This is a genomic window from Streptomyces tailanensis, assembly GCF_008386495.1.
In the GTDB taxonomy this organism is placed as follows: domain Bacteria; phylum Actinomycetota; class Actinomycetes; order Streptomycetales; family Streptomycetaceae; genus Streptomyces; species Streptomyces tailanensis.
This window is the reverse complement of sequence record NZ_VTHJ01000019.1, coordinates 59,532-86,117: the sequence shown is the minus strand read 5'-3', so window position 1 is coordinate 86,117 and position 26,586 is coordinate 59,532. Positions and strand designations below refer to the sequence as shown.

27 protein-coding genes and 1 pseudogene are annotated in these 26,586 nt (G+C 69.7%); 10 read left to right on the top strand and 18 right to left on the bottom strand.

Going from position 1 to position 26,586, the window contains the following annotated elements; genetic code table 11:
* Positions 1–75: 75 nt before the first annotated feature.
* Positions 76–2,202 carry a glycogen debranching protein GlgX gene (glgX, locus tag F3T56_RS17885; RefSeq protein WP_149826170.1) on the bottom strand — a complete coding sequence of 709 codons (2,127 nt, stop codon included), beginning with the start codon at positions 2,200–2,202 and terminating at the stop codon, positions 76–78.
* 263 nt (positions 2,203–2,465) lie between these two features.
* Here glgX and F3T56_RS17880 point away from each other — a divergent pair, with 263 nt between their 5' ends.
* From F3T56_RS17880 to F3T56_RS17870, 3 genes are all read left to right on the top strand, one after another.
* Entirely contained in the window at positions 2,466–3,713 is a 1,248-nt protein-coding gene (locus F3T56_RS17880) for an SAV2148 family HEPN domain-containing protein (protein WP_149826169.1), read from the top strand.
* A gap of 127 nt (positions 3,714–3,840) precedes the next feature.
* Positions 3,841–4,563 carry a 3'-5' exonuclease gene (locus tag F3T56_RS17875; protein ID WP_149826168.1) on the top strand — a complete coding sequence of 241 codons (723 nt, stop codon included), beginning with the start codon at positions 3,841–3,843 and terminating at the stop codon, positions 4,561–4,563.
* Positions 4,560–5,045 (top strand): GNAT family N-acetyltransferase, encoded by a 486-nt coding sequence (locus F3T56_RS17870; protein WP_149826167.1) that lies wholly within the window; start codon positions 4,560–4,562, stop codon positions 5,043–5,045. Before F3T56_RS17875 ends, F3T56_RS17870 begins: the two co-directional genes overlap by 4 nt.
* Positions 5,046–5,057: 12 nt before the next feature.
* Here the strand turns inward: F3T56_RS17870 and F3T56_RS17865 are convergent, their stop codons facing one another.
* The gene (locus F3T56_RS17865; RefSeq protein ID WP_149826166.1) at positions 5,058–5,921 is read right to left on the bottom strand and encodes a phosphotransferase enzyme family protein; all 864 of its coding nucleotides are present in this window, start codon (positions 5,919–5,921) and stop codon (positions 5,058–5,060) included.
* 169 nt (positions 5,922–6,090) lie between these two features.
* On the opposite strand from F3T56_RS17865, the gene F3T56_RS17860 reads away from it, so the two are divergent.
* The 3 genes from F3T56_RS17860 to F3T56_RS17850 are packed head-to-tail and all read left to right on the top strand — an operon-like array spanning position 6,091 to position 9,106.
* Positions 6,091–6,993, top strand: a complete 903-nt coding sequence (locus tag F3T56_RS17860) for a carbohydrate ABC transporter permease (protein ID WP_149826165.1) — start codon at positions 6,091–6,093, stop codon at positions 6,991–6,993.
* Positions 6,990–7,823 carry a carbohydrate ABC transporter permease gene (locus tag F3T56_RS17855; RefSeq protein ID WP_149826164.1) on the top strand — a complete coding sequence of 278 codons (834 nt, stop codon included), beginning with the start codon at positions 6,990–6,992 and terminating at the stop codon, positions 7,821–7,823. The genes F3T56_RS17860 and F3T56_RS17855 overlap by 4 nt, the downstream gene beginning before the upstream one ends.
* Positions 7,823–9,106, top strand: a complete 1,284-nt coding sequence (locus F3T56_RS17850) for an ABC transporter substrate-binding protein (RefSeq protein WP_149826163.1) — start codon at positions 7,823–7,825, stop codon at positions 9,104–9,106. The genes F3T56_RS17855 and F3T56_RS17850 overlap by 1 nt, the downstream gene beginning before the upstream one ends.
* Here the strand turns inward: F3T56_RS17850 and F3T56_RS17845 are convergent.
* Positions 9,097–10,359, bottom strand: coding sequence for a hypothetical protein (locus tag F3T56_RS17845; RefSeq protein ID WP_149826162.1), 1,263 nt, complete (start codon positions 10,357–10,359; stop codon positions 9,097–9,099). The two genes, F3T56_RS17850 and F3T56_RS17845, sit on opposite strands and share 10 nt — an antisense overlap.
* Before the next feature lie 85 nt (positions 10,360–10,444).
* Here F3T56_RS17845 and mgt point away from each other — a divergent pair, with 85 nt between their 5' ends.
* The gene (gene mgt / locus F3T56_RS17840; RefSeq protein ID WP_425473585.1) at positions 10,445–11,671 is read left to right on the top strand and encodes a macrolide-inactivating glycosyltransferase; all 1,227 of its coding nucleotides are present in this window, start codon (positions 10,445–10,447) and stop codon (positions 11,669–11,671) included.
* A 22-nt stretch (positions 11,672–11,693) separates the two neighbouring features.
* Positions 11,694–11,828 (top strand): annotated as a pseudogene (locus tag F3T56_RS17835) (CDP-alcohol phosphatidyltransferase family protein); the annotation flags it as partial.
* A 23-nt stretch (positions 11,829–11,851) separates the two neighbouring features.
* On the opposite strand, the gene F3T56_RS17830 reads toward F3T56_RS17835, so the two are convergent.
* Both F3T56_RS17830 and tnpA read right to left on the bottom strand, forming a co-directional pair.
* Positions 11,852–13,060 (bottom strand): RNA-guided endonuclease InsQ/TnpB family protein, encoded by a 1,209-nt coding sequence (locus F3T56_RS17830; RefSeq protein ID WP_149826160.1) that lies wholly within the window; start codon positions 13,058–13,060, stop codon positions 11,852–11,854.
* Positions 13,057–13,491: an IS200/IS605 family transposase gene (tnpA, locus tag F3T56_RS17825; RefSeq protein ID WP_425473584.1), complete on the bottom strand. Its 435-nt coding sequence runs from the start codon at positions 13,489–13,491 to the stop codon at positions 13,057–13,059. The genes F3T56_RS17830 and tnpA overlap by 4 nt, the downstream gene beginning before the upstream one ends.
* Positions 13,492–13,646: 155 nt before the next feature.
* Between tnpA and F3T56_RS17820 the strand changes: the two genes are divergently transcribed.
* Together F3T56_RS17820 and F3T56_RS17815 are read left to right on the top strand one after the other, a co-directional pair.
* The gene (locus tag F3T56_RS17820; protein WP_149826158.1) at positions 13,647–14,195 is read left to right on the top strand and encodes a DUF1697 domain-containing protein; all 549 of its coding nucleotides are present in this window, start codon (positions 13,647–13,649) and stop codon (positions 14,193–14,195) included.
* 67 nt (positions 14,196–14,262) lie between these two features.
* The gene (locus F3T56_RS17815; protein ID WP_149826157.1) at positions 14,263–14,853 is read left to right on the top strand and encodes a TIGR03086 family metal-binding protein; all 591 of its coding nucleotides are present in this window, start codon (positions 14,263–14,265) and stop codon (positions 14,851–14,853) included.
* A gap of 10 nt (positions 14,854–14,863) precedes the next feature.
* On the opposite strand, the gene F3T56_RS17810 is transcribed toward F3T56_RS17815, so the two are convergent.
* The 13 genes from F3T56_RS17810 to F3T56_RS17750 all read right to left on the bottom strand — a co-directional run bounded on the left by F3T56_RS17810 (position 14,864) and on the right by F3T56_RS17750 (position 26,507).
* A complete protein-coding gene (locus F3T56_RS17810; protein WP_149826156.1) occupies positions 14,864–15,601 on the bottom strand; it encodes a sirohydrochlorin chelatase in 738 nt (245 codons plus the stop codon).
* Positions 15,602–15,643: 42 nt separating this feature from the next.
* Positions 15,644–16,564 carry an ABC transporter permease gene (locus F3T56_RS17805; protein WP_149826155.1) on the bottom strand — a complete coding sequence of 307 codons (921 nt, stop codon included), beginning with the start codon at positions 16,562–16,564 and terminating at the stop codon, positions 15,644–15,646.
* Positions 16,551–17,339, bottom strand: a complete 789-nt coding sequence (locus F3T56_RS17800) for an ABC transporter ATP-binding protein (RefSeq protein ID WP_149826154.1) — start codon at positions 17,337–17,339, stop codon at positions 16,551–16,553. The genes F3T56_RS17805 and F3T56_RS17800 overlap by 14 nt, the downstream gene beginning before the upstream one ends.
* Positions 17,340–17,405: 66 nt before the next feature.
* Entirely contained in the window at positions 17,406–18,509 is a 1,104-nt protein-coding gene (locus tag F3T56_RS17795) for an aliphatic sulfonate ABC transporter substrate-binding protein (RefSeq protein WP_149826153.1), read from the bottom strand.
* 211 nt (positions 18,510–18,720) lie between these two features.
* Positions 18,721–20,049 carry a sulfate adenylyltransferase subunit 1 gene (locus tag F3T56_RS17785; protein WP_149826151.1) on the bottom strand — a complete coding sequence of 443 codons (1,329 nt, stop codon included), beginning with the start codon at positions 20,047–20,049 and terminating at the stop codon, positions 18,721–18,723.
* 2 nt (positions 20,050–20,051) lie between these two features.
* Positions 20,052–20,990, bottom strand: a complete 939-nt coding sequence (cysD, locus tag F3T56_RS17780; RefSeq protein ID WP_149826150.1) for a sulfate adenylyltransferase subunit CysD — start codon at positions 20,988–20,990, stop codon at positions 20,052–20,054.
* Positions 20,987–21,523 (bottom strand): adenylyl-sulfate kinase, encoded by a 537-nt coding sequence (gene cysC, locus F3T56_RS17775; RefSeq protein ID WP_149826149.1) that lies wholly within the window; start codon positions 21,521–21,523, stop codon positions 20,987–20,989. The genes cysD and cysC overlap by 4 nt, the downstream gene beginning before the upstream one ends.
* A 38-nt stretch (positions 21,524–21,561) precedes the next feature.
* Positions 21,562–22,317 (bottom strand): phosphoadenylyl-sulfate reductase, encoded by a 756-nt coding sequence (locus tag F3T56_RS17770; protein ID WP_246203673.1) that lies wholly within the window; start codon positions 22,315–22,317, stop codon positions 21,562–21,564.
* Entirely contained in the window at positions 22,314–22,529 is a 216-nt protein-coding gene (locus tag F3T56_RS17765; RefSeq protein ID WP_149826148.1) for a hypothetical protein, read from the bottom strand. Before F3T56_RS17765 ends, F3T56_RS17770 begins: the two co-directional genes overlap by 4 nt.
* Positions 22,526–24,217, bottom strand: coding sequence for a nitrite/sulfite reductase (locus tag F3T56_RS17760; protein ID WP_149826147.1), 1,692 nt, complete (start codon positions 24,215–24,217; stop codon positions 22,526–22,528). Before F3T56_RS17760 ends, F3T56_RS17765 begins: the two co-directional genes overlap by 4 nt.
* A gap of 124 nt (positions 24,218–24,341) precedes the next feature.
* The gene (locus F3T56_RS49735; RefSeq protein ID WP_332836426.1) at positions 24,342–24,425 is read right to left on the bottom strand and encodes a putative leader peptide; all 84 of its coding nucleotides are present in this window, start codon (positions 24,423–24,425) and stop codon (positions 24,342–24,344) included.
* A 116-nt stretch (positions 24,426–24,541) separates the two neighbouring features.
* On the bottom strand, positions 24,542–25,108 hold the full coding sequence (locus tag F3T56_RS17755) for a GNAT family N-acetyltransferase (protein ID WP_149826146.1): 567 nt from the start codon (positions 25,106–25,108) through the stop codon (positions 24,542–24,544).
* 46 nt (positions 25,109–25,154) lie between these two features.
* Positions 25,155–26,507 carry a hypothetical protein gene (locus F3T56_RS17750; RefSeq protein ID WP_149826145.1) on the bottom strand — a complete coding sequence of 451 codons (1,353 nt, stop codon included), beginning with the start codon at positions 26,505–26,507 and terminating at the stop codon, positions 25,155–25,157.
* Positions 26,508–26,586: the final 79 nt, after the last annotated feature.

The following is a 26,586-nucleotide window of genomic DNA, read 5'->3' as shown; positions in this document are numbered from 1 at the left end:
CGCCGCGTGGGCGCGACCAGCCACAAACGACCCGCAGCCAGCAACGTACCGACGCCCCTACGGCGAACAGCGCGCTCACGCCGGCCGCTGCAACACCGCCATGCTCCTGTCCACCAAGGTCACCCGATCCCCAGCCTGCACCTTCGGCCCATCCTCAGGCACCGGATCCCCAGCCCCCGTATCCACCACCACCTGCCACTGCCGCCCATGGTTCACCGGAACCACAAACTCAAGCGGCAGCGCAGACGCATTGACCATCAACAGGAACGAGTCATCCGCGATCCGCTCCCCCCGCGCCCCCGGTTCGGAGATCGCGTTCCCGTTGAGAAACACACTCAACGCGCCCGCCTGCCCCGAGTCCCAGTCCTGCCGAATCATCTCTCGCCCCTCGGGTGTGAACCACGCGATGTCGGACAGCTCGTCATGCGTCCCCTCCACCGGCCGCCCATGAAAGAACCGCCGTCGCCGAAAAACGGGATGGTCCTTCCGCAGCCACACCATCGCGCGCGTGAAGTCGAGCAGGTCACCGAATACGCCGTCGTCGTCCTCGGAGTCCTCGGGCCAAGGAACCCAGGACACCTCGTTGTCCTGGCAGTACGCGTTGTTGTTGCCGCCCTGCGTCCGCGCGAACTCGTCCCCATGGCTGAGCATCGGCACGCCCTGCGACAGCATCAGCGTGGCGATGAAGTTCCGCATCTGCCGGACCCGCAACGCCAGCACATCGGGGTCGTCGGTCTCCCCCTCGGCCCCACAGTTCCAGGACCGGTTGTGGCTCTCGCCGTCCCGGTTGTCCTCCCCGTTCGCGTGGTTGTGCTTGCCGTTGTAGGAGACGAGGTCCCGCATGGTGAAACCGTCGTGGCAGGTCACGAAGTTGATGGAGGCGAGCGGGCGCCGCCCGTCGTCCTGGTAGAGGTCGGAGGAGCCGGTCAGCCGGGACGCGAACTCCGCGAGCGTGCGCGGCTCGCCCCGCCACAGGTCTCGTACGGTGTCGCGGTACTTGCCGTTCCACTCCGTCCACAGCGGCGGGAAATTGCCCACCTGGTAGCCGCCCTCGCCGACGTCCCAGGGCTCGGCGATCAGCTTCACCTGGGAGACCACCGGGTCCTGCTGCACCAGGTCGAAGAACGACGACAGCCGGTCCACCTCGTGGAACTGCCGGGCGAGGGTGGCGGCGAGGTCGAAGCGGAAGCCGTCGACGTGCATCTCGGTCACCCAGTACCGCAATGAGTCCATGATCAGTTGCAGGACGTGCGGGGACCGCATGAGCAGCGAGTTCCCGGTCCCGGTCGTGTCCATGTAGTAGCGGGGGTCGTTCGTGAGCCGGTAGTACGACGCGTTGTCGATGCCCTTGAACGACAGCGTCGGCCCCAGATGGTTGCCCTCGGCGGTGTGGTTGTAGACCACGTCGAGGATGACCTCGATCCCGGCCTCGTGCAGCGCCCGTACCGCCGACTTGAACTCCAGCACCTGCTGCCCGCGGTCGCCCCAGGAGGCGTACGCGTTGTGCGGGGCGAAGAAACCGATCGTGTTGTAGCCCCAGTAGTTGCTGAGGCCCATGTCGACCAGACGGTGGTCGTTCACGAACTGGTGAACCGGCATCAGCTCCAGCGCCGTGACGCCCAGTTCGGTCAGGTGCTCGATGATCGCGGGGTGGGCGAGCGCCGCGTACGTGCCGCGCAACTCCTCGGGGAGCCCCGGGTGCCGCATGGTGAGGCCCTTGACGTGGCCCTCGTAGATGACGGTGTGGTGGTACTCGGTGCGCGGCCGCCGGTCGTCGCCCCAGTCGAAGTACGGGTTGACCACGACCGAGGTCATCATGTGCGGCGCCGAGTCCAGGTCGTTGCGCTTGTCGGGCGCCCCGAAGTGATAGCCGTACACCTCCTCGCCCCACTTCACGGAGCCGCTGATCGCACGCGCGTACGGGTCGAGGAGTAGCTTCGCGGAGTTGCAGCGCTGCCCCCGCTCCGGCGCGTACGGGCCGTGCGCGCGGAAGCCGTACCGCTGCCCGGGCATCACACCGGGCAGATACGCGTGCCGTACGAACGCGTCCGTCTCGCGCAGTTCCACCGCCGTCTCGGAGCCGTCGTCGTGCAGCAGACACAGCTCGACTCGGTCCGCGGCCTCCGAGAAGACCGCGAAGTTCGTGCCGGCGCCGTCGTACGTGGCACCGAGTGGATACGCCTGTCCAGGCCAGACCTGCATGGATACGACTCTTCCAGTTGTCGCGCGCCGCCGGGGCCCACTTCGCGGGGAGTCTCCCCCGAAAGTGATGGAACCACCACTCCCTTCTGCCCAGGGCCATGAACCGGCTCACCCCCGACGCGGTGGCAAACCGGAACAGCCGGGACACGTGCGGTAGTTGGGAAACGACCTGTCCATCGGGCTGCACCGTCGGCCGCTCGCGGAGTACCCTTCCTTGATCGTTGAGTAGGGGTGACCTCGGGGGAGCGGAAGGCGGTGCGTGGGTGGGCTCGGGAGGGCTGGAGTTGCCTCCTGGTGACGCGGGCGATACGGGTCACGAGGGGAACTCCACAGATGTCCCACCCGGCGCGGTGTCCCTGGCACGGCCGATGGAGATGGGTTCCATCGGTCCGGAACTGGACTGGAACGCCGACGCCTGGCTCGAGGTGCGTACGCGCGCCCAGCGGGCCGGCCGCGCCTATATATGGCTGAACCTGGTGGAGCAGCGGCTGCGCGCGGTGGTGGCCGCCGTGCTGCGGCCCATCTACGAGCCCGTCCACGGCGACGACTGGGTGGTCGCCGCCGCCGGTCCCGCCGGACAGGAGTGGGTGCAGCGCGCGGTCGCGGTACGCGAGGTCAGCCGCCGCAAGGGCTATCTCCTCGACCCGGCCGACGACAACGTCCTCAGCTTCCTCACCCTGCCCCAGCTGCGCGAGCTGATGGTGCAGCACTGGCCGTGCTTCGAGCCGTACGTCGACGAGCGGCGCGACGTGGAGCTGGCGCTGGACGAGCTGGAGGTCACCCGGAACGTCGTCTCCCGCAACCGGGCCCTGTCCGAGGCCGTCCTCGCCCAGGCCGAGCGGGCCTCGGCGAAGCTGCTGGAGATTCTTGGCGCGGGCAGCGACGTCCCCTCCGCGCGCCGGCTGCCCGTCGACGCGGTCGAGGACCTGGTGGGGGACCGGTACGCGGACGTCGTCGGCGTCCACCCCGACCGGGTCCGGCTGCTGCGGCAGTTCCCCGCCGAGGACCTCTTCGGCGGCGCCCGCCGCCTCGACGCCATCGGCATAGGGCTGAACCTGCTGGTGCAGAACTTCTCCGGGCGACGGCTGGTTCGCCTCGCGGAGTCCGGCTGCCGGGTACGGCTGCTCTTCCTCAACCCCGCGTCCAGCGCGGTGAAGCGACGCGAACGGGAACTCGGCATAAAGCGGGGCGAGTTGAGCCGTGCCGTCGAGATGAACATCCTGCACATGCGCCGGGTCCGCTCCCGGCTGCGCGACCCCGGCGCCTTCGAGATCCAGGTCTTCGACGAGACCCCTCGTTTCACCGCGTACTTGGTGGACGGCGACGGCTCGGACGGAGTCGCGGTCGTCCAGACCTATCTGCGGCGGACGCGGGGCATGGAGGCGCCGGTACTGGTGCTGCGCGGCGGCCACCGGGTACTCAAGGCGGACGAGAACGGCGAAGTCGGGCTTTTCGATACGTACCGTGAGGAGTTCGAGGTGGCGTGGGCGGACTCGAGGCCGGTGTCGTGAGGGGTGTGGTGACCTGGGCCGAGCCCGGTTGTGGGGCGGCTAAGCGGAATGCGCTCCTCTGATTGTCAGTGGGGCATGGGAGGGTGGTGGTCACTGGGGGAAAGCACCACCAAGAAGGGGGGCCAGCATGGGTTGGCACCGGCAGCTGCTGATCGGCTTCGACCTGGAGACGACCGGGACGGATCCGCGCGAGGCGCGCATCGTCACCGGGGCGGTGATCGAGGTCAAGGACGGGGAGCCGGTCGGACACCGGGAATGGCTCGCCGACCCGGGCATGGAGATCCCGGCCGAGGCCGTCGCGGTCCACGGCATCACCAACGCCCGCGCGGCGGCCGAGGGCAGACCGGCCGACCAGGTCGCCGACGCGATCGCGAACGTCCTCGTCTCCCACTGGAAGACAGGTGTCCCGGTGGTGGCGTACAACGCGGCCTTCGACCTCACCCTGCTCTCCGCGGAGCTGCGCCGGCACGGTCTGCCGTCCCTGAGCGACCGCCTCGGCGGCCTCGCCCCGGCCCCGGTCATCGACCCGTACACGATCGACCGCTCCGTCGACCGCTACCGCCGCGGCAAACGCAACCTCGAAGCGGTCTGCGCCGAGTACGGCGTCTCTCTGGACGCCGCTCACAACGCCTCGGCCGACGCGTTGGCGGCCGCGCGGCTGGCCCGAGCGATAGCCGAGCGCCATCCGAAGGTCGCCGCCCTGGGCCCCGCCGAGCTGCACCGCCGCCAGATCGACTGGTACGCCGAATGGGCCGCCGACTTCCAGGCCTTCCTCCGCCGCAAGGGCAACCCGGACGCGGTCGTGGACGCGACCTGGCCGCTGCGCGAGTTGGAGGACGAACCGGTATGACGACCACCGAGATCTCCCTCCGCGAAGTGCGCGACAGCGACCTGCCGTTCTTCTGGAGGCACTCGTCCGATCCCGAGGCGCAGCGGGTCGCCGCTTTCACCGGTGAGTACCACTACGACCGGGGCCTCTTCGACAGCCACTGGGCGGGGATCCGCGGCAACCCCGAGGTACTGACGCGCACGGTGGTCGCCGACGGCGAGGTCGTCGGCCACGCCGCGGTCTTCGGCCCGCCGGACGAACGCGAGGTCACGTACTGGATAGACCGCGTCCACTGGGGCAGAGGCATCGCCACGGCCGCCCTCACCGCACTGATCGACCTCGTGCCCACCCGCCCACTGCATGCCCACGCGGCCGCTGACAACACCGGCTCGATCCGCGTCCTGCGGAAGTGTGGCTTCGTCATCACCGGCCAGGACCGGGGCTTCGCCCTGGCCCGCGACACCGAGATCGATGAAGTGGTGCTCATACTCCAGGCCGCTTGAGCCGGGCCCCGCTCAGAACGGATACCAGCGGACCCTCTCGTCCCCGTCGCGCAGCGAGGCGACACGGCGTTCGAACTCGGCCAGCGCCTTGGGGTTGCTCGGCGCGTGCTGGGCGACCCATGCGCAGCTGGCCGTCTCACGGGCACCCCGCAGGACGGAGCAGCCCTCCCAGGCGCGGACGTCCCAGCCGTACGTGGCGGTGAAGATGTCGTACTCCTCGGCCGGAAGCCCGTAGCGGTCGTGGGAGAGCGCCATGACGACGAGGTCGTGTTCCCGCAGGTCGCCCGAGAAGGTCTCCAGGTCGACCAGCACCGGGCCGTCGGGTCCGACATGCACATTGCGGGGCAGCGCGTCGCCGTGAATGGGCCCCGGCGGCAGCTGCGGGACGAGGGCGGCCGCGGCCGCCGCGAAGCCGTCGCGGCGTTCGCGGAGGTAGGCCGCGTCCGCCGGGTCGATCGCGTCGCCGGCGAGGCGCAGCCAGCGCTCCACACCGCCCAGCAGTTCACGGTGGGGCAGGGTGAAGGGAGGGGTGGGGAGAGCGTGGACCAGCCGAAGGAGTTCGGCCAAATCGCGGGGGCCGGCGGGGCGTACGGAGTCGGGCAGGCGGTGCCACACCGTCACCGGGTGCCCCTCGACGAGCAGTGCTTCCGACTCGGCGGCCCGTACCGCCGGGACACCTGCCTCGGCGAGCCAGACCGCGATGCGCAGTTCACTGCGGGCCCGGTCGAGGAGCTCGGCGTCGCGGCCCACCTTGACGACCAGGTCACCGGCGGCGAACACCGCGTTCTCACCCAGGGCGAGCAGCCGCGCGCCCCCGGCCGCACCGGGCAGCACATCGGCCGCGACCAGAACGTTCCGCGCCCGCGCCTCGTCCATCCTTCGCCTCCGAGTCCGTACGACCGACACCCCTCACCGGGGCGTCAGGTTCACGCCATACGTCGGCCAGTCTCGCATTCGCACAGGTCGGACGATGTGCGCGGTGCCTTGACGCCCCCTCACGCCCTCAGCACCATGACGGGGGCCGCCTGCCGAAGGAGCGGATTGCATGACATTGGCGACCGCGACGCCCCGGCGGCGCCTCCTCGACCACGGCGCATGGTTCCTGGTGCTGCCCGCCCTGCTCCCGATCCTGGTCCTGAGCGTGGGCCCGTTGCTCTACGGGATCGCCCTGGCGTTCACCGACGCCCAGTCGGGCCGGACCGAACCCACCCAGTGGATCGGCACCCTCAACTTCCGGGACCTGCTGCACGACACCCTGTTCTGGGAGTCCTTCCGGATCGGCCTGCTGTGGGCGGTCGGGGTGACCGTGCCGCAGTTCCTGCTCGCGCTCGGCCTCGCCCTGCTTCTCAACCAGAAGTTACGGCTGCGCTGGCTGGCCCGGGCCCTCGCCATCGTTCCGTGGGCCATGCCCGAGGTGGTCGTCGGCATCATGTGGCGGCTGGTCTACAACCCCGACGCGGGCATCCTCAACGAGACCATCCGAGACATCGGCCTCGGCGACGGCCGCGACTGGCTGAGCGGGCTGGCGACCGCCCTGCCCGCCGTCATAGTGGTCGGCGTCTGGGCGGGCATGCCCCAGACCACGGTCGCCCTGCTCGCCGGTCTGCAGAACACGCCGCGCGAACTGCACGAGGCCGCCGCGATGGACGGCGCGGGCGCCTGGCGGCGCTTCCGCACGGTCACCTGGCCCGCCATCAGACCCATCGCCCTCGCGATCACCGCCCTCAACTTAATCTGGAACTTCAACTCCTTCGCCCTGGTGTACGTCCTGACCAGCGGTGGCCCGGGCGGCCGCACCCGCCTGCCGATGCTCTTCGCGTACGAGGAGGCCTTCCGCTACGGGCAGTTCGGATACGCGGCGGCGATGGGCTGTGTGATGGTCGCGGTGATCTCGATCATCCTCGCGTTCCATCTGGTCGGCCGGCTGAGGCGGGGTGATGACGGATGAGGACCAGCAGGACAGTCAGGCTGGGCCAGTACGTGGCACTCCTCGCGTATCTCGTCTTCCTCGCCTTCCCCTTCCTCTGGCTGATCTCCACCGCCTTCAAACCGGCCCGCGAGCTGGGCAGTCTGCACCCCACCTGGATCCCGCAGAACCCGACCCTCGCCAACTTCCGGCAGGCCTTCGACGAGCAGCCCCTGCTGGACGCCGCGCTCAACTCCCTCGTCGCGGCGCTCGGCGCGGCCGTGGTCGCCGTACTGATCGCGACCCCGATGGCGTACGTCATGGCCCGGCACCGTACGACGCTGTCGCGGATGGCGACCGGATGGGTCGTGGTCAGCCAGGCGTTCCCGTTCGTGCTGGTGATCATCCCGCTGTTCCTGGTGCTGAAGAATCTGCGGCTCATCAACTCCGTGCCCGGCTTGATCATGGTGTACGTCGTGTGGGCGCTGCCGTTCGCGCTGTGGATGCTCGTCGGATACGTACGGGCCGTGCCCGCCGAGTTGGAGGAGGCGGCGGCGGTCGACGGGGCCGGGAAGGTGCGGACGCTGGTGTCGGTGACGGCACCGCTGCTGGCGCCGGGCATCGTGGCGACGGCGCTGTTCGCGTTCATCACCGCGTGGAACGAGTTCTTCTTCGCGCTCGTGCTGCTCAAGACACCGGAGAAACAGACCCTGCCAGTCGTCCTCACCCACTTCATCGGCGCGGAAGGCGTGGCCGACCTCGGCCCGCTGGCCGCGGCGGCGTTCCTCGCGACGCTGCCCTCGCTGGTCGTCTTCGCGATCATCCAGAAACGGATCACGGGCGGCATGCTCGCCGGGGCGGTGAAAAGCTGATGCGCACACGATGGCTGATCGCGGCCCTGCTGCTGTGCCTCCTCGCCACCGGCTGCACCGGCGACGGCGACGGCTCCGACGACGGCCGCGTCACCCTCCGCTTCCAGTCCCTCGCCTGGCAGGAGGAGTCCGTCGAGGCCAACAAGGACCTGGTCGCGGAGTGGAACGCCACCCACCCGGACGTCAAGGTCGAGTACGTCCAGGGGACGTGGGACAGCGTCCACGACCAACTGCTCACCTCCTTCGAGGGCGGTGAGGCGCCGGACATCATCCACGACGCCTCCGACGACCTCGCGGACTTCGCGTACGGCGGCTACCTCGCCGATCTGCGCGAGCTGCTGCCCGAGCGGCTCAAGTCGGACATCCCGCAGCACAGTTGGGAGACGACGACCTTCGGGGACGGCATCTACGGGGTGCCTTTCCTCCAAGAGCCACGGGTCCTGATCGCCAACGCCACGTGGCTCCGCGAGTCGGGCGTGCGCATCCCGACCCCCGACGACCCGTGGACGTGGGAGGAGTTCCGGGAGGTGGCCGAGGAGTTGAGCGGCGACGGCAAGTACGGCGTCGCCTGGCCGCTGAAGGAACCGGTGTCGGCGACGCTCAACCTGTCGCTGTCGGCGGGCGGGCAGCTGTTCCAGCGGGACGCGGACGGCAAGGTCGAGGTCCGTTTCGAGGCCGCCGACGCGGTCGTACCGAAGACGGTGCACGACGAGGTGAACACCGACGAGAGCGCGTCGAGTACCACGCTCGGCATGAGCGGCTCCGACACCCTGCCCGGCTTCTTCGGCGGCAAGTACGCGATGGTCCCGCTCGGCTTCTCGTACCGCCAGCAGATCGTCCAGCAGGCACCCAAGGGCTTCGACTGGCAGGTGCTGCCCGCCCCGGCAGGCGCCGACGGTCTCGCCCAGGGCGTCAGCCCGCAGACCCTCTCCATCGCCGAGGACAGCCCGCACAAGGAGGAGGCCGCCCAGTTCGTCGACTTCCTCCTCCGCCCCGAGAACATGGTCCGCCTCGCCCTCGGCGACTGGATGCTCCCCACCGGCACCGAGGCCCTCAAGGACCCCGCCCTGCGCACCACCGAGCACGACTGGGCGACCGGCACGGCTCTCGCCGAACACCTCCGCTCCGCCCCCGCCCAGTCCATACGCGGCTACCCGGAGTGGAAGGACAAGGTGGCGACCCCCGCCTACCAGGAGTACTACAGCGGCGCCATCGACCTCGACGAACTGCGCGAACGGCTGGAGGAGGACGGGAATCTGGTGCTGGCCCGGTATCAGCGCTGAGCGGCACGCAGGGCCAGAGCCTCCTGGAAGTCGGGGTGTGCCTCGGCGAACCGCTGACCCGCTGCCAGAGCGCTCGCCCGGTCGAACAGCGCTCGGGCGAGCTGTGCGCTGCCGGCCGCCGCATCCGCGGCGTACAGCCTGCGGGCCAGCGCCACACCCTCCTCGAACAGCGGCAGCACGGGCTCCAGGAAGAGATAGCCGCGCCGGTGCACGGCGTGCAGTGCGGACCGGACCGTCAGCCGGCGGTGCGCCAGGACGCGCTCGGCGAGATCCGCGTCCAGAGCCGGCGCGTCCACGGCGGCGCGCAGCGCGGGCAGTTCGGCGAAGTAGCGCTCCCGGACATCGGGCGTCGTCTTCCCGATCTCCGCGCCGAAAGCCGGGGCGCAACGGCCAGGCGCCGGCAGTTCGGGGGCACGGCCGGACAGCCCGAACAGGACCGCCCAGTACGGGTACAGATAGGCACCGGGGCTGAGGTCACCGCTCGCGGCGAACCCCGCCAGCAGCTCCCCGACCTCGTCGTACGCGGCCGAGGCGGCCTCGAACTCCCCGTACCCGTCCAGCAGTTCCGCGAGCCGGAGCAGGGCGAAGAACAACAGGGACCGGGTTGTCCCCCGGGCGGAGAATTCGCTCTGCTCCATCTCGACCAGCTCTCGCGCGGCGGCCTCGGCCATGTCCCGCATCCCGGCCGCCTCCGCCTCGGCCATCCATTCGAGCACGGCCCAGGCGGCGCCTCCGCTCCGCGACCCGTACGGCCGGGCATGGCGGACGATCTCCTCGTGCAGCTCGGCGGCCTCACGGTGCCGGCCCTCCTCGGCCAGGGCCCGCGCCCACAGTTCCAGGGCGTCCCCCACCGGAGCATCCGGATCGGTGTCCAGCGCACGACGAGCGAGCCCCGCCATCTCCTCGCGCAGCGCCAGCCCCTCAGCACGTCGACCGAGTACGAACAGGTGGTGCTGGAGGGGCTCCAGTGCCTTGAGCAGCACCTCCGTACGCATCGGATCGGACCCGTCCAGCGCGTAAGCGGCCTCCGCCGCCTCCTCGAACAACGCGAGCCGCGCCTGCGGCAGTTCGTCGAACACGTCGCCGTAGCCGAGATCTACCAGAGCCCGCGACAACCGGGGCAGATAGGTCGCCGGACTCACCCGGGCCAGCACCCGGTACGCCTCGACCGCCTCCCGCGGTGTTGGTCTGCCGGAGCTCAGCAGCACGTTCCTGGCCCGCAGCACCGCGTCCTGATCCACGTCCCCGCTCATCGTCCCCCCGTCTGTCATCCGGCTCGCCTGTCACCCGACCGCGCCCGAACGTTTATACGGCATCCGGTGTTCATGGGGGCGGTAAATGGGTTGCACGAGACGTCTCGTCTCGCGTAAGTTCGCCGTCATGACCTCCCACATCGCCATGTTCTCCATCGCCGCCCACGGCCACGTGAACCCGAGCCTCGAAGTGATCCGGGAACTGGTCGCCCGCGGGCACCGCGTCACGTACGCGATTCCGCCGGCCTTCGCCGAGAAGGTGGCCGAGACCGGTGCCGAGCCGAAGCTCTGGCGCTCGACATTGCCCGGCTCCGACGCCGATCCCGAGGCATGGGGGAGCACGCTCCTCGACAACGTGGAGCCCTTCCTGAACGATGCGATCCAGGCCCTGCCGCAGCTCGTCGAGGCGTACGAGGGCGACGAACCCGACCTCGTGCTGCACGACATCACCGCCTACCCGGCGCCCGTCCTCGCCCGCCGCTGGGGCGTCAAGGCCATCTCGCTCTCCCCGAACCTGGTCGCCTGGAACGGCTATGAGGAAGAGGTCGCCGAGCCCATGTGGGCCGAGCCGAAGAAGACGGAACGCGGCAAGGCGTACTACGCCCGGTTCCAGGCATGGCTGGAGGAGAACGGGATCACCGAGCACCCCGACCCGTTCGTCGGCCGGCCCGCCCGTTCCCTCGTCCTGATCCCGAAGGCGCTCCAGCCGAACGCCGACCGGGTCGACGAAAGCCGCCACACCTTCGTCGGCGCCTGTCAGGGCGACCGTGCGGCGCAGGGTGACTGGCAGCGACCGGCGGACGCGGAGAAGGTCCTCGTCGTCTCGCTCGGATCGTCCTTCACCAAGCAGCCCGACTTCTACCGCGCGTGTCTGAAGGCCTTCGGTGATCTGCCGGGCTGGCACATGGTGCTCCAGGTCGGCAGGCACGTCGCCCCGGCGGAGCTGGGCGAGATCCCGGCCAATGTGGAGGTGCGGGACTGGGTGCCGCAGCTCGCCATCCTCAAGCAGGCCGACGCGTTCATCACCCACGCGGGCGCTGGAGGCAGCCAGGAAGGACTCGCCACCGCCACGCCCATGGTCGCCGTACCGCAGGCCGTCGACCAGTTCGGCAACGCCGACATGCTCCAGGCGCTCGGCGTCGCCCGTCATCTGCCCATGGAGGAGGCGACGGCCGAGACCCTGCGCGAGGCGGTTCTCGCCCTCGTCGACGATCCCGAAGTGGCCCGCCGGCTGGGGGAGGTACAGCGGGAGATGGCGGGGGAGGGCGGCACCCGACAGGCCGCCGACCTCATTGAGGCGGAACTTCGGTAACGGCCCTTAACAGCAGGGGGTGCTCCGCCACATCAACTCCCTGGAGACCTTCAAGGTCCGCCACACCATGCGCAAGCAGATCAAGGCCCGGCTGCGGGCGGCCCGCCGCGCCGAGAATGAACGCGAACTCGCCTTCGTGACTCCACCCACGCGTGAACGCGCGGGCTTCCTGTGTCGTGGCTAGGCCGCGTCGCAGAGGGCCAGCCCGGCCCTGTCGAGGACGTTCAGGGCACCGACGTGGTCTGCGTTGGCGGTCATCCCACACGCGGTGCACTGGAACTTCGCTTGGGTGGTGCGGTTCTCCTTCGCGACGTGCCCGCAGGACGGACAGGTGCGGGAGGTGTTGCGGGGGTCCACCGCGATGACGGTCCGACCGGCGCTTTCAGCCTTGTTGGCGAGGATCGCGAGGAACACCCCCCAACCCGCGTCGAGGATGCTGCGGTTGAGCCCGGCCTTCGCGGCCCGCTGGTTGGGGAGGAAGACGTTTTGCCGATCGGGGTCGGGTTTCGGCTTGGGGCTACGGGTCATGCCCGCAGTGTTCAGCCGCTCGTGCGCGATCGTGTCGTGGTCGCGCACGAGGGTGAGCGCGGCCTTGTGCGCGTGGTCCAGGCGCTGGCGCCGGATCTTCGCGTGGATCTGGGCGACCTTCCGGGCGGCGGCGCGGTGCGCCTTGGTGCGTCGCTTGGTTCGCTTGGGGAACGTCGCCAGCTGCCGCTGGGCTTCGGCGAGTTCCTCGGCCGCCGCTTCGAGGAACCGCGGGTTGGGCACGTGCTTGCCGTCCGACGTGGTCAAGAAGTGCGTGACGCCCATGTCGATGCCGACGACCGCGCCCGTGGCGGGCAGCGGCTGGGTGGGGACCTCGTCGCAGGACAGGACCACGTACCAGCGGCTGGCCTCTCGCTTCACTGAGATCGTCTTGATCTGGCCGCGCACGGTGCGGTGCTGGTGGACCCGGACGTGCCCGACGCCCTGGAGGCGGACGCGGGTGTGGGGGTCCTGCGGGGTGGAGTCCCAGCGGCAGCCGTCGCCGTCCCTGGGGAAGGTGACGGTGTCGAAGTGCCCGACACCTTTGAAACGCGGGTACCCGGGCGTCTGCCCGGCCTTGGCACGGCGGAAGAACGCCTGGAACGCCTTGTCCAGGCGGCGCAGGGTGGCCTGCTGGCTGGAGCAGGACCAGCGGCCCTGCCGCTCGGGGTCGAACGCCCGGATCTCGCGGAGCTGGGCGGACTGGTCGCCGTACCGCACGGTTGTCTTCGAGGTGTGCCGGTAGGCGTCCCGCCGTTCCTGGAGGGCGCCGTTGTACAGGGCGCAGTGGTCCCGCAGTATTTCCCGCAGGGCCTGCTCTTGGCGGACGGTGGGGCGCAGGAGGAACTTGTGCGCGCGGATCATGTGCCGTCCTCCCGGCTCTTCTTCCGGGGGCGTTCCCACTGGGTGTCGATGTACCGCTGCACCGCCTGGGCCGAGACCGCACCGACCGAGGCGGCGAAGTACGACGACGACCACAGCGTGGGCATCCGCGACTTCAGGTGCGGAAACTCCTCCCGCAGTGCGCGCGAGGTGAAGCCCTTGAACTGGTTCGCCACGTACGAGGCCGACGACTTCGGGTCGTGCTTCACGGACAGGTGGACGTGGTCGGGCATCACTTCCAGCGCCACGATCTTCCACCCCCGTTCGTCGGCCTTCTGTCGGATCAGCTCCTCCAGGCGTACCGCGACCCGGCCATCGAGGACCGGACGGCGGTACTTCGGGCACCACACCACGTGCAGCCCGAGGTCGTATACACCGCCGGAGAACTGGCGAACCTTCCTGGTCACGGCCACACGATCACTATACACACGTGACAGGTCTAGTGATCTAAGGGGCGGTGCGGGTCAACAGTGCAGACGCGTGCACTAAGGTCAGAGCGATCCAGAGAAGCGATTCCCCAACCCGCCACAGCGGCGCGTCCACTCGCCAGATATCGGATGATGTCGGTATGACGACGTACGCGGCGCTGTTGCGCGGAATCAATGTGGGCGGCAACAAGAAGGTCCCGATGGCCGACCTCCGCGCTCTGCTGGACGGCCTGGGATACGACGCGGTGGCCACCTACCTCCAGAGCGGCAACGCCGTCTTCACCGCCGACCGCGGCGACGAGGACTCCCTCGCGGCGGAGATCACGGCGGCCATCGAGAAGCGCTTCGGCTTCACCGTCGACGTCCTGGTCCGCGACCACGCCTACCTGGAAGCGGTACGCGAGGCCTGCCCGTTTCCGGCGGCGGAGCTGGAGGGCAAGCAGCTGCACGTCACGTACTTCTCGGAGGCCGTGACGCCCGACCGCTTCTCCGCGATCGACCAACAGGCCTTCCTGCCCGAGGAGTTCAAGCTGGGCGACCGCGCCCTCTACCTCTACGCCCCCGAGGGCCTGGGCCGTTCCAAGCTCGCGGAGACCCTTGCCAAGCCGCGCCTGACCAAGGGCCTGATCGCCACCTCCCGCAACTGGAACACGGTGGTGAAGCTGGCGGAGCTGACAAAGGCCGGCTGAGGCGCGCCTCCCGAGGGCGTCGCGTTTGTTCAAGAACCCGGCGCGCGCCGTCCCTAGCGTGAGGCACATGAAGAACCACGACTCGTACCCGTACATGGTCGAATGCGCCGCCGAGGCGGCCCGCGTCGCCCGCGGTGTCACGGCGGCCCAGCTCCCCCTCCCCACCCACTGCGGCGACTGGGACGTCCGGGCCCTGGTCAACCACTGGGTCCTCTACACCTCGCACGGCCTCGAACACCGAGCCCTACGCAAGCCCCTCCCCGAGGAACTGACCAAACGGGACTTCACCGCCGACCCGGACTGGGCCGAGGCCTACGCCGCCCAACTCGACCACGCGGTCGCGGCGTGGGCCGACCCCGCGACGTGGGAAGGCGAGATCGACCTGGGCATGGGCGCGTTTCCGGCCGCCGACCTCGCCGGCATGGTCATCAAGGAGATGGCCGTCCACGGCTGGGACGTCGCCGTCACCACCGGCCAGGATTTCCATGTATCGGAGAACGCCGCCCGCTTCGTCCTCGACGTCGTCGAAACCCACGCCGACCTCTACCGCCAGTACGACGGCTTCTCCGACCCGGTACCCGTACCGGCCGACGCCCCGGTGTTCGACCGGGCGCTGGCATCGAGCGGCCGTGACCCGCGACAGCGCGCGGCGCACTGAGGGCCCGGCTTCAGGCCCCCACCACCACGCGCACCGGAACCGACGCCTCGTCGTACCGTCGCAGCAGTACCCGCGCCACCTCCGGTGCCGGGCCCAGCACCTCGCCGAGGACGTCCGCCTCGGCGGCGCCCCGGGCGATGCGGTCCGGGAGGAAGCCCGGGGCAAGGACGTACGGCGCGACGGCGACTTGTTCGCAGCCGAGGGCGCGGAGTTCCCGTACGGCGTCCTCGGTGCGCGGAAGGGAAGCGGAGGCGAACGCGGGTCGCACGGCGCACCAACCGGTGTGCCACCACTCCCGCGCGATGTCGGCGATCACCGCGATCGCCTCCGGGTCGGTGGACCCCGCCGAGGCCAGTACGACCCCGGTCGAGGACTTGTCGGCGGGGCTCAGCCCCGCCTCGTACAGACGGTGTTCGAGGGCGGAGAGCAGCAGCGGGGAGGGGCCGAGGACCTCCGCCTGGCGGATGCGCAGCTGCGGTGGCGCGTCCCGCAGGACCGCCGGGATGTCCGCCTTGGCGTGGAAGGCCCGGGTCAGGAGGAGGGGCAGGGCCACTACGTCCCGTACGCCCTCCGCCGCCAGGTTCTCCAGTACGCCCTGTACGGACGGGATGTTGAAGTCCAGGAAGCCGGTCTCCACGCGCAGCCCGGGGCGCATCGCCCGTACCCGCCGTACGAGGGCGTGCACGGTCGCGGCGTGCCGCGGGTCGCGGCTGCCGTGGGCGATGACGAGGAGGACGGGACTGCGCATGGGGTCGACTCTCTCTCCCAGCTCTCTCAGTAGGTCACATGCTCAGCGGTTCACCAGCAGACCGCGGCTGCGCAGGACCCACCGCTCCAGCGGGCTGAAGATCAGCAGGTCGATGGCGATACCGACGATCAGGATGAGGACGATGGCGAAGAAGACCTGGGACATGCTGCTGTTGGTGCGGCCCGCCTCCAACAGCTGGCCGAGGCCCGTGCCCATGTCCGGTGCCTTCGCGATGATCTCCGCGGCCATCAGCGAGCGCCACGAGAACGCCCAGCCCTGCTTCAGGCCGGCGACGTAGCCGGGCAGCGAGGCGGGCATCACGATGTGCCAGGTGCCCTTCAGCCCGGTCGCGCCCAGAGTGCGGCCGGCCCGCAGGAACAGCGGGGGCACCTGGTCGATGCCGGAGACCAGGCCGTTGGCGATGGAGGGGACCGCGCCGAGCAGGATCACCGCGTACATCACCGACGGCTCCAGGCCCAGCCAGATCACCGCGGGCGGCACCCACGCCACCGACGGCAGCGACTGCAGACCGGAGAGGATCGGGCCGAGCGCCGCCCGGACGATCCGTACCCGGGCCACCAGCAGACCGAGCGGCGTGCCGATCACCAGGGCCAGCAGGAAGCCGAGCAGACCGCGCGAGACGGACGTCCAGATGTACTCGTGGAGCGTGCCCTGCAGCCAGGACTGCCGCAGCTCCTCCCACACCGCGGACGGCGCGGGCAGCTTGTAGGTCGGGGTGACCTCCGCCCAGACCAGCAGCTGCCAGACCACCAGCACCAGGGCGACGGCGACGACCGGCGGCAGCACCTTCTCGACGAGGACCTGCCGGAGTGGCGGGCGCCCGGTCTGCACCGACTCCAGCGCGTCGAGGCCCGCCTCCAGACCGGCGAGGTCGTCGGAATCCTTCCCGGAACCGGAACCGGAACCGGGAGCGGCGTCGGCCGTGGTCTCAGTGCTGGCCATGGCGGCGGATCTCCTTGCGCAGTTCTTCGGTGATCTCGACGGAGAGCTCCGCCACGGCCGTGTCCTCGATACGGCGCGGCTGCGGAATGCCCACCGTCCACTCGCGGGCCACCCGGCCGGGGCGTGAGGACAGCAGTACGACGCGCTCGGCGAGCCGTACCGCCTCGCGCACGTTGTGCGTCACGAACAGCACCGACAGCTTCGTCTCGCTCCAGATGCGGGTCAGCTCGTCGTGCAGCACGTCACGGGTGATGGCGTCGAGCGCGGCGAACGGCTCGTCCATCAGCAGCAGCTTGCTCTCCTGGGCCAGCGCGCGGGCCATGGCGACGCGCTGGCGCATACCGCCGGACAGCTCGTGGACGCGCTTGCCGTACGCGCCCTTGAGCCGGACCAGTTCGAGCAGGGCCTCGGCCCGCTCGCGCCGCTCGTTCTTCGGAACCCCCCTGAGCTTCAGGGCGAGCTCGACGTTCTTGCCCGCGGTCAGCCAGGGGAACAGGGCGTGCTCCTGGAACATCAGGGCCGGACGCCCGTCGGTCGTGATGCTGCCCGCGCTCGGCCTGTCCAGCCCGGCCACCAGGTTGAGCAGCGTCGACTTGCCACAGCCCGAGGCACCCAGGAGGGTGACGAACTCGCCCGGAGCGACATCGAGGCTGATGTCGTCCAGGACGAGCTGCTGCCCGGCGGGCCCGGCGAAGGACTTCGAGACATGCTCGATACGGGCGGCGTGCTCGACCGCGATAACGCTGTCGGCGGCCTTGGCGAGGGCGGTTGCCATGGTCGTCACCTCCTGGGAATCACTGGGAACTGATCGGACTGTGCGGTTGCTCGTGCGTGTGCGTGGTCATTTGACGCCGAGCCCGGCGTCGTCGACCTCGGACTCACCCGCGGACTTGAGGACCTTGTTCAGCGGCGTCAGGTCGTAGATGCCGTCGAGCTTCGGCTCCTCCAGCAGACCGGCCTGCACGGCGTGGTCCGCCTCGGTCTGCAAGGTCGACGCCAGCGGGTCGTCGAGGAACTGGATGGACTCCCACGCCGGGTCGAGCACATCAGCCGGCAGCGCCTTGCCGGAGTCCGCCTTGAGCTGGGCGTTCGCCGACGCCTTCGCCTTGTCGGGGTTGGCGGCGATCCACGCGTTGGTCTTCACCGAGCCCCGCAGCACGGCCTCGACGACCTTCGGGTACTTCTCCAGGAAGTCCTGCCGCACGATGATGTTCGTGATCACGAACTTCTTGTCCGGCCACAGGTCCGCCTCGTCCAGCAGCACCTTCGCGCCCTCGGCGACCAGCTTGGACGCGGTCGGCTCCGGCACCCAGGCGCCGTCGACGGAGCCGGACTTGTAGGCGTTCGGCGCGATGGCGTTGTCCGTGCGGACCACCGACACATCGCCCTGGCCGCTCTCGGCGTCGACCTTCCAGCCCTGCTCCGCGATCCAGTTGAGGAAGGCCACGTCCTGCGTGTTGCCCAGCTGCGGGGTGGCGATCTTCTTGCCCTTGACGTCCTTCAGGGTCTTGATCTTGTCGGGATTGACAACGAGCCTGACCCCGCCGGACGCCGAACCGCCGATGATGCGCAGGTTCGTACCGTTGGCCTTGGTGTAGCCGTTGATCGCCGGCGAGGGGCCGATCCAGCCGATGTCGATGGACCCGGCGTTGAGCGCCTCGATCTCCGAGGGGCCCGCGTTGAAGGCCGTGTACTTGGCCTCCGTGGCGCCGAGCTCCTTCTGGAAGAACCCCTGGTCCTGCCCGACCAACGCGGTCGCGTGGGTCAGATTGCCGAAGTAGCCGATCCTCACGGCGTCGAGACCCTCGATCCTCTCGGCGCCGGCGGCGATCCGCTGCCTGGCGTCGCTCTTGGCCTGGGAGCCGTAGCCGCAGGCGGCGAGCGTGAGCAGGGGGAGCGCGGCGAGGACCGCGAGGGTACGGCGTACGGCGGGTGTGACAGGCACGGGAGGGGTTCCTCTCGTAAGGCCCGGCGGTCACGGTCTTTCAGGTCGTGGCCGGGAGATCGGCAGGTCGTCGTCTACGGCGGGTGCGCGGGCCAAGCCCGTACGGCATCACGCACATCGGGCGACTCCGCCCTGCCCGCTGCCGAGGGCGCCGCTGCCGACCCGGCCGCCCTCCTTCGCGAACGTCGCGTAGTAGTCGAGGGAGTTCATGTCAGAAGTCCCACCCGTCGTCCTCGGCCTCGTCCTTGACGGGCTCCGGGGAGGCGAACGACTCGCCGACCATGCCGGCGGTCAGCGTGGTGCCGTCGGCCGGGTCGATCAGGATGAAGGAACCGGTGCGGCGGGAGTCGGCGTACGAGTCGACCGGCAGCGCCTCGGCGGCGCGGATCTTCACCCGGCCGATGTCGTTGGCGACGAGGTGCCCGGGGTGCGGGTGCAGGGACAGGTCGTCGAGCGTGAGCCGCGACGGGATGTCCTTGACGATCGCCTTGACCGTGCGCGTGCCGTGCTTGAGCAGCACCCGGTGGCCCACCGTGAGCGGCTGGTCGGCGACATGGCAGACGGTCGCCTCGATGTCCTGCGTGGTCGCGGGCGCGTCCTTGCTCGGCACGATCAGGTCACCGCGCGAGATGTCGATGTCGTCCTCCAGCAGGAGCGTCACCGACTGCGGGGTGTAGGCCGCCTGGACCGGCTTGCCGAGCAGGTCGATGCCCGAGACCTTCGTCGTACGGCCGGAGGGGAGCACCGTCACCGGGTCGCCGACCCGGAACGTACCGGCCGCGATCTGACCCGCGTACCCCCGGTAGTCCGGGTGCTCGGCGGTCTGCGGACGGATCACGAACTGCACGGGCAGCCGGGCGTGGCAGTGCGCCATGTCGTGGCTGACCGGCACGGTCTCCAGGTGCTCCAGGAACGTCGGCCCGCCGTACCAGTCCATGTTCGCGGACGGCTCCACCACATTGTCACCGGCCAGCGCCGAGATCGGGATGGAGGTGACCTCGGGGACGCCCAGCTCGGTCGCGTACGCCGTGAACTCCTCGGCGATCGCTGCGAAGACCTGCTCCTCGTAGCCGACGAGGTCCATCTTGTTGACGGCGAGGACCACGTGCGGGACGCGCAGCAGCGCGGCGATCGCGGCGTGGCGGCGGGTCTGCTCGACGACACCGTTGCGGGCGTCGACGAGGATCACCGTCAGCTCGGCGGTGGAGGCACCCGTCACCATGTTGCGGGTGTACTGCACATGGCCGGGCGTGTCGGCGAGGATGAACCGCCGCTTGGCCGTGGCGAAGTAGCGGTACGCCACGTCGATGGTGATGCCCTGCTCCCGCTCGGCCCGCAGACCGTCGGTGAGGAGCGCCAGGTCCGGGCCCTCCTGGCCACGGCTCGCCGAGGCGCGCTCCACGGCCTCCAGCTGGTCGGTGAGGATCGACTTGGAGTCGTGCAGCAGCCGGCCGACGAGCGTGGACTTGCCGTCGTCGACCGAACCGGCGGTCGCGAAACGCAGAAGGGTCGTCTCGGTGAGTTCCGTGGTCGTGCTCATGCTTAGAAGTACCCCTCGCGCTTACGGTCTTCCATCGCGGCCTCGGACATCTTGTCGTCGGCGCGGGTCGCGCCCCGCTCGGTGAGCCGGGAGGCGGCAATCTCGGCGATGACCTGATCGAGGGTCACCGCGTCGGAGTCGACGGCACCGGTACAGGACATGTCGCCCACGGTCCGGTAGCGGATGAGGCGCTTCTCGACGGACTCGCCGTCCTTGGGGCCGCCCCACTCGCCGGCGGTCAGCCACATGCCGGCCCGCTGGAACACGTCACGCTCGTGCGCGAAGTAGATGTCCGGCAGCTCGATGCCCTCGCGGGCGATGTACTGCCAGACGTCCAGCTCGGTCCAGTTGGAGAGCGGGAAGACGCGGACGTGCTCGCCGGGCGCGTGGCGGCCGTTGTAGAGCTGCCACAGCTCGGGCCGCTGGCGGCGCGGGTCCCACTGCGAGAACTCGTCCCGCAGGGAGAAGACCCGCTCCTTGGCGCGGGCCTTCTCCTCGTCCCGGCGGCCGCCGCCGAAGACGGCGTCGAACTTCTCCGTCTGGATCTTCTCCGTCAGCGGCACCGTCTGGAGCGGGTTGCGGGTGCCGTCGGGGCGCTCCTTGAGGACCCCGCGGTCGATGTAGTCCTGCACGGAGGCCACATGCAGCCTGAGGCCGTGCTTCTCGACGGTCCGGTCGCGGTAGTCGATGACCTCGGGGAAGTTGTGCCCGGTGTCCACGTGCAGCAGCGAGAAGGGGATCGCCGCGGGGGCGAAGGCCTTCAGCGCCAGGTGCAGCATGACGATGGAGTCCTTGCCGCCGGAGAAGAGGATCACCGGCCGCTCGAACTCGCCCGCCACCTCGCGGAAGATGTGGACGGCCTCGGACTCCAGCGCGTCCAGGTGCGAGAGGACGTACGGAGTGCCGGTCTCCTCGGAGACGGTGGCGACGGTCGTCGTCATGCCAGACCCCTCTCGGTGAGCAGCTTGTGGACCAGCGCCGCGGACTCCCGCACCGTCTGGTCCTGCGACTCGATGCGCAGATCGGGGTTCTCGGGCGCCTCGTACGGGTCGTCGACCCCGGTCAGCCCGGAGATCTCACCGGCGGCCTGCTTGGCGTACAGCCCCTTCACATCGCGTACGGAGCACACCTCGACCGGCGTGGCCACATGCACCTCGATGTAGGCGGCGCCGCTCGCGTCGTGCCGCTTGCGGACGGCCTCGCGGCTGTCGGCGTACGGCGCGATGACCGGCACCAGCGCCTTGACGCCGTTACGGGCGAGCATGTCGGCGAGGAAGCCGATGCGCTGCACGTTGGTGTGCCGGTCGGCACGGCTGAAGCCGAGGTCGGCGGTGAGGAACTCACGGATCTCGTCGCCGTCGAGCACCTCGACGAGGTGGCCCTCCTCGCGCAGCAGGCCCGCGAGCTCGTACGCGATGGTGGTCTTGCCGGCGCTCGGCAGACCCGTGAGCCAGACGGTGGCTCCGGTCGTCACTTTGTTCTCCTGGTTCGTCACAGGCACAGTGATGGCGGTCACAGGTGCAGTCCGCACTCGGTCTTGGCACTGCCCGCCCAACGGCCGGCACGCGCGTCCTCGCCGTCGGCGACACGGCGGGTGCAGGGGGCGCAGCCCACGGACGTGTAGCCGTCCATGAGCAGGGGGTTGGTGAGCACTCCGTGCTCGGCGACGTAGGCGTCCACGTCGTCCTGGGTCCAGCGCGCGATCGGGGAGATCTTGACCTTGCCGCGCTTCTCGTCCCAGCCGACCACAGGGGTGTTCGCCCGGGTCTCGGACTCGTCGCGGCGCAGGCCGGTCGCCCACGCGTCGAACCGGGTCAGGCCCTCTTCGAGCGGCTTGACCTTGCGCAGGAAGCAGCACAGGTCCGGGTCGCGGTCGTGCAACTTGGGCCCGTACTCGGCGTCCTGCTCGGCGACCGTCTGACGCGGGGTGATCGTGAGGACGTTCACATCCATCACGGCCTCGACCGCGTCCCGGGTGCCGATCGTCTCCGGGAAGTGGTAGCCGGTGTCGAGGAACACCACGTCCACACCGGGCCTGGCCCGGGAGGCGAGGTGCGCGACCACGGCGTCCTCCATGGAGGAGGTCACACAGAAGCGCTTGCCGAAGGTGTCCACGGCCCACTGGAGGATCTCAAGCGCCGAGGCGTCCTCCAGATCACGGCCGGCCTGCTCGGCGAGCGCCTTGAGCTCCGCACGCTTCGCCGCCTCGGGGTCGGCCGGGTCCTCGTCGTCCAGGGATGTGTCCGAATCCGCCTGAACGGTCGTCATATGTGATCCCCTCCGCTGTCGGCTCGTTGCAGCCCCCGGGCGAGCAGCCCGAGGAACTTCAACTGGAAGGCTCGATTGCAGGCTCCGCATTCCCACGCGCCTCCCCCACGCTCGGCTGCGCTCGCGCGGGGGGACCCCCATCCCTCTTCGTTGGGGCGCAGGTCCTCGTCACCGCAGTAGGGGCAGTAGAAGGGGGCGGCCCGCTCGCTCACGACAGTGCCTCCTCGCTGGCCCGGGTGACCCAGGTGGCGAACCGCTCGCCGTCCTCGCGCTGCTCCTGGAACCGCTTCAGGACGCGCTCGATGTAGTCGGGCAGCTCCTCGGAAATGACCTTCAGGCCACGCACCTTGCGGCCGAACCCGGCCTCCAGGCCGAGCGCGCCGCCCAGGTGCACCTGGAAGCCCTCGACCTGCTCGCCCTGGTCGTTGAGGACGAGCTGTCCCTTGAGACCGATGTCCGCCACCTGGATACGGGCGCAGGCGTTCGGACAGCCGTTGATGTTGATGGTGATCGGCTCGTCGAAGTCCGGGATCCGGCGCTCCAGTTCGTCGATCAGCGAGGCGCCGCGCGCCTTCGTCTCGACGATCGCGAGCTTGCAGTACTCGATGCCGGTGCAGGCCATCGTGCCCCGCCGGAACGGGGAGGGCTTGGTGGTGAGGTCCATCGCCTCAAGACCCGCCACGAGCGAGTCGACCTGGTCCTCGGTGACGTCGAGCACGATCATCTTCTGCTCGACGGTCGTACGGACCCGGCCCGAGCCGTGCGCCTCCGCGAGGTCGGCGATCTTCGTGAGCGTGGTCCCGTCGACACGGCCGACCCGCGGGGCGAACCCGACGTAGTACCGGCCGTCGTTCTGCTGGTGCACACCGACGTGGTCGCGCCAGCGCGCCACCGGCTGGTCCGGGGCGGGGCCGTCGATCAGCTTGCGCTTGAGGTACTCGTCCTCCAGCACCTGACGGAACTTCTCCGTGCCCCAGTCGGCGAGCAGGAACTTCAGGCGAGCGCGCGTACGCAGGCGCCGGTAGCCGTAGTCACGGAAGATCGAGATGACGCCCTCGTAGACGTCCGCGACCTCGTCCAGCGGCACCCACGTGCCGAGCCGCTGCCCGATCTTGGGGTTGGTGGACAGACCGCCGCCGACCCAGACGTCGAAGCCGGGGCCGTGCTCGGGGTGGCGGACACCGACGAAGGCGATGTCGTTGATCTCGTGCGCCACGTCCAGCAGCGGGGAGCCGGAGATCGCGGACTTGAACTTGCGGGGCAGGTTGGAGAAGTCCTTGTTGCCGACGATCCGCCGGTGGATCTCCTCCATGGCCGGGGTGCCGTCGATGATCTCGTCCGCGGCGATCCCCGCGACGGGCGAGCCGATGATCACACGGGGCGTGTCACCGCAGGCCTCGGTCGTGGACAGTCCCACGGCCTCCAGCCGCTCCCAGATCTCGGGGACGTCCTCGACCCGGATCCAGTGGTACTGCACGTTCTGCCGGTCGGTGATGTCGGCCGTGCCCCGCGCGAACTCCTGCGAGATCTCACCGATCACCCGTAGCTGCTGGGTGGTGAGCCGACCGCCGTCGATGCGCACCCGCAGCATGAAGTACTCGTCGTCCAGCTCCTCCGGCTCCAGGATCGCGGTCTTGCCGCCGTCGATCCCGGGCTTGCGCTGGGTGTACAGCCCCCACCAGCGCATCCGGCCGCGCAGGTCGTTGGGGTCGATCGAGTCGAAGCCGCGCTTCGAGTAGATCGTCTCAATGCGTGTCCGCACATTGAGACCGTCGTCGTCCTTCTTGAACTGCTCGTTGCCGTTCAGCGGGGTGAAGTGTCCCGCGGCCCACTGTCCTTCGCCACGGTGACGGCTCACCTTGCGGCGGGGCGTGGCGGAGTTCTGCGGGGTGGCGGCCATGGTTGTACGTCCTTCGGGACAGGCGGGAAGCGGCTCTTACCTGCGCGCGTGCATATGGGCATACGTGCGCGACGTTGCGCGGGAGAGGAGATGCGAGGAACGGGAAGCGGCAGTGCTGCGGGTCTCAGCTCGCCGGACACATGGCGCTGGAGACGCGGCCGAGGTCGACGTGCCGCCGACTCACCAAGGCAATTCCAGTTCCAGACATGACGGAAGCGTGGCACGGCTCTTTAGACTCAGTCCACCATCATCCACATTCCGGACAGAGATGTCTCGCATGCCGAGACGGTGTGATGTGCGTCATGGTCGCTCCGGGAATGATCCCTAGGCCCCCGGCCAGGGTCCCGGCGTGGCCACGTCCGCCTCCTCCGTCACCTTGGTGTCGAACAGCTTGAAGCCCCGCCGCAGGTAGTTGCCCATGGCGTGCTCGCCGTCCCGGGTGCAGGTGTGGAGCCAGACCCGCTTGGTGGGCGGCAGCCCCGGCCGGCGGTCGGCGAGGTCCCAGGCCCGGGCAGTCGCGTACGACAGCAGATGCCCGCCGATGCGCCGGCCCCGGAACGCGGGGATCAGCCCGAAGTACCCGATCTCCACCACACCGTCGTCCTGCGGCTCGAACTCCACATATCCCGCGGGCGTGCCCCGGTCGTACGCGACCCACGTCTCCACTCCGGGCCGGTCCAGGTGCTCCTGCCAGCGGGCGTACGACCACGACAGCCGGTCGACCCAGCGGATGTCGCCGCCGACCGAGGCATAGAGGAACCGGCTGAACTCGGGGGAGGGGACCTCGGAGCGGACGATATGGACGTCGTCGCCGTCGGGGGCGGCGGCGGGGAGGAGGTCGCTCGGGGACGTCTGCTCCAGGGACCACGTGGTGACCGTGCTGCTGCTCATGAGGTCAGAAAATCATGAGGCTCGGCCCGCTTCCAAGGCGGGTGGCTCAGCCCAGCGCGTTGTCGACCTTCGCCAACCTCACCGCGTACAGCACGCGCGCCGGGATCGGATCGGTGAGCGTCCACACCTCGCCGGTCACCGGCGAGTACGAGAGGGAGGCGGTGTGCCGCCCCCAGCAGGCGTACGCCTTGCTCCCCGCGTCGTCTCCCGTGCACTTGGCGGCCCGCGCGCCGTCCTCGTCCTGACGCCACAACGAGCCGCGCACCTCTCGGTCCCGGCCGTCCTGAGCGACATACCAGTCGCCCTTGTGAGAGAGGACACCCTGGACGCCCGCGGACTCCGTCTCGTACGCCTGGACCGCGTCGACGTCGCTCCGGGCCCCGGTGGTGGTGAGCAGACCGGCGCGCTCGGGGGTGATGTCGAGGTCGTAGCGCCAGACGCGGGCGGGCTCCTCATGGCTCGGCCGGAACCACTCACTCGCGACCACGCTGGGGGGCGTCGACGTCCGGTCGAGCGAGAGGGAGCCGAAGCAGGGCACCCCGTCGTTGTCGCGCGCGTCACAGCCGCCGCCGGACGACGGGCTGTACGAGGCGGCCGCCGGCAGCACGTACCGGTAGTGATGGGCCGACCAGCCGTCGCCGACCCTGCCGATGGCATCGCTGTCGGTCACATCCGCACGGAGGAAGTTGCGGAGGTCGAAGACATAGAGGGAGTCGTCCTGCCGTCCGGTGCTCTCGGAGCTCCGCGCGGTGACGATCAGCTTGTCCTCGTACCAGGCCATACCGCCGAGCCCGGAACGCACGGCCTCGAATCCGTCGCCGTCGGCCTTCGGGACGACGAGGAGGGTCCACCGGTAGGTGAGGTTCGCCGGATCGCTCGCGTCGACGAAGGCGACCCTGGCGATGCCTTCCTCGTCCGCCCCGTCGGCGGCGGTGCGCTCCGTGTGCGTCCACCCGGAGGCGATGACCCGGTTGTCGCGGGAGGTGGTGACGGACTGGGGCAGCCACTTGTCGTTGACGGCGTCGCCGGACTCCCAGCAGTACGCGCGGGCGACCGCTGGCTCGACGGGCAGGGCGGCCTTCTCGGTGTCGTAGCAGTCGGCCTCGGTGCGCATCGTGTGGTTGGCGCTGCGCAGCACCTCGTCGACACCGACACCGCCGCCCATCTCCGAGGCGAGCGAGTCGAGGGCGGTCTCGTCGACGAGGCTCTCGCGCAGCTGGAACTCACGTAGTTGGGAGGAGGAGGTGATTGAGGACAGGGCGCCCGGCGTACCGCTCCCCGCCGCCTGAGACGTGCTGATCAACGTGGCCGCCGCCGTGAGCGCCAGCGCGGTCCCCGCCAGAGAGGCACGCAGCGCGCGCCCTCTCCTCTGTCGACGGTGCCTGCCGCGGTGCTTCATACAACCAACCTCCCGGGATGGCGCGGGCCAACTGCCTCCCGTCATCAGGACCTTGACGGAGGGGTAGGTGGGGTGGCCT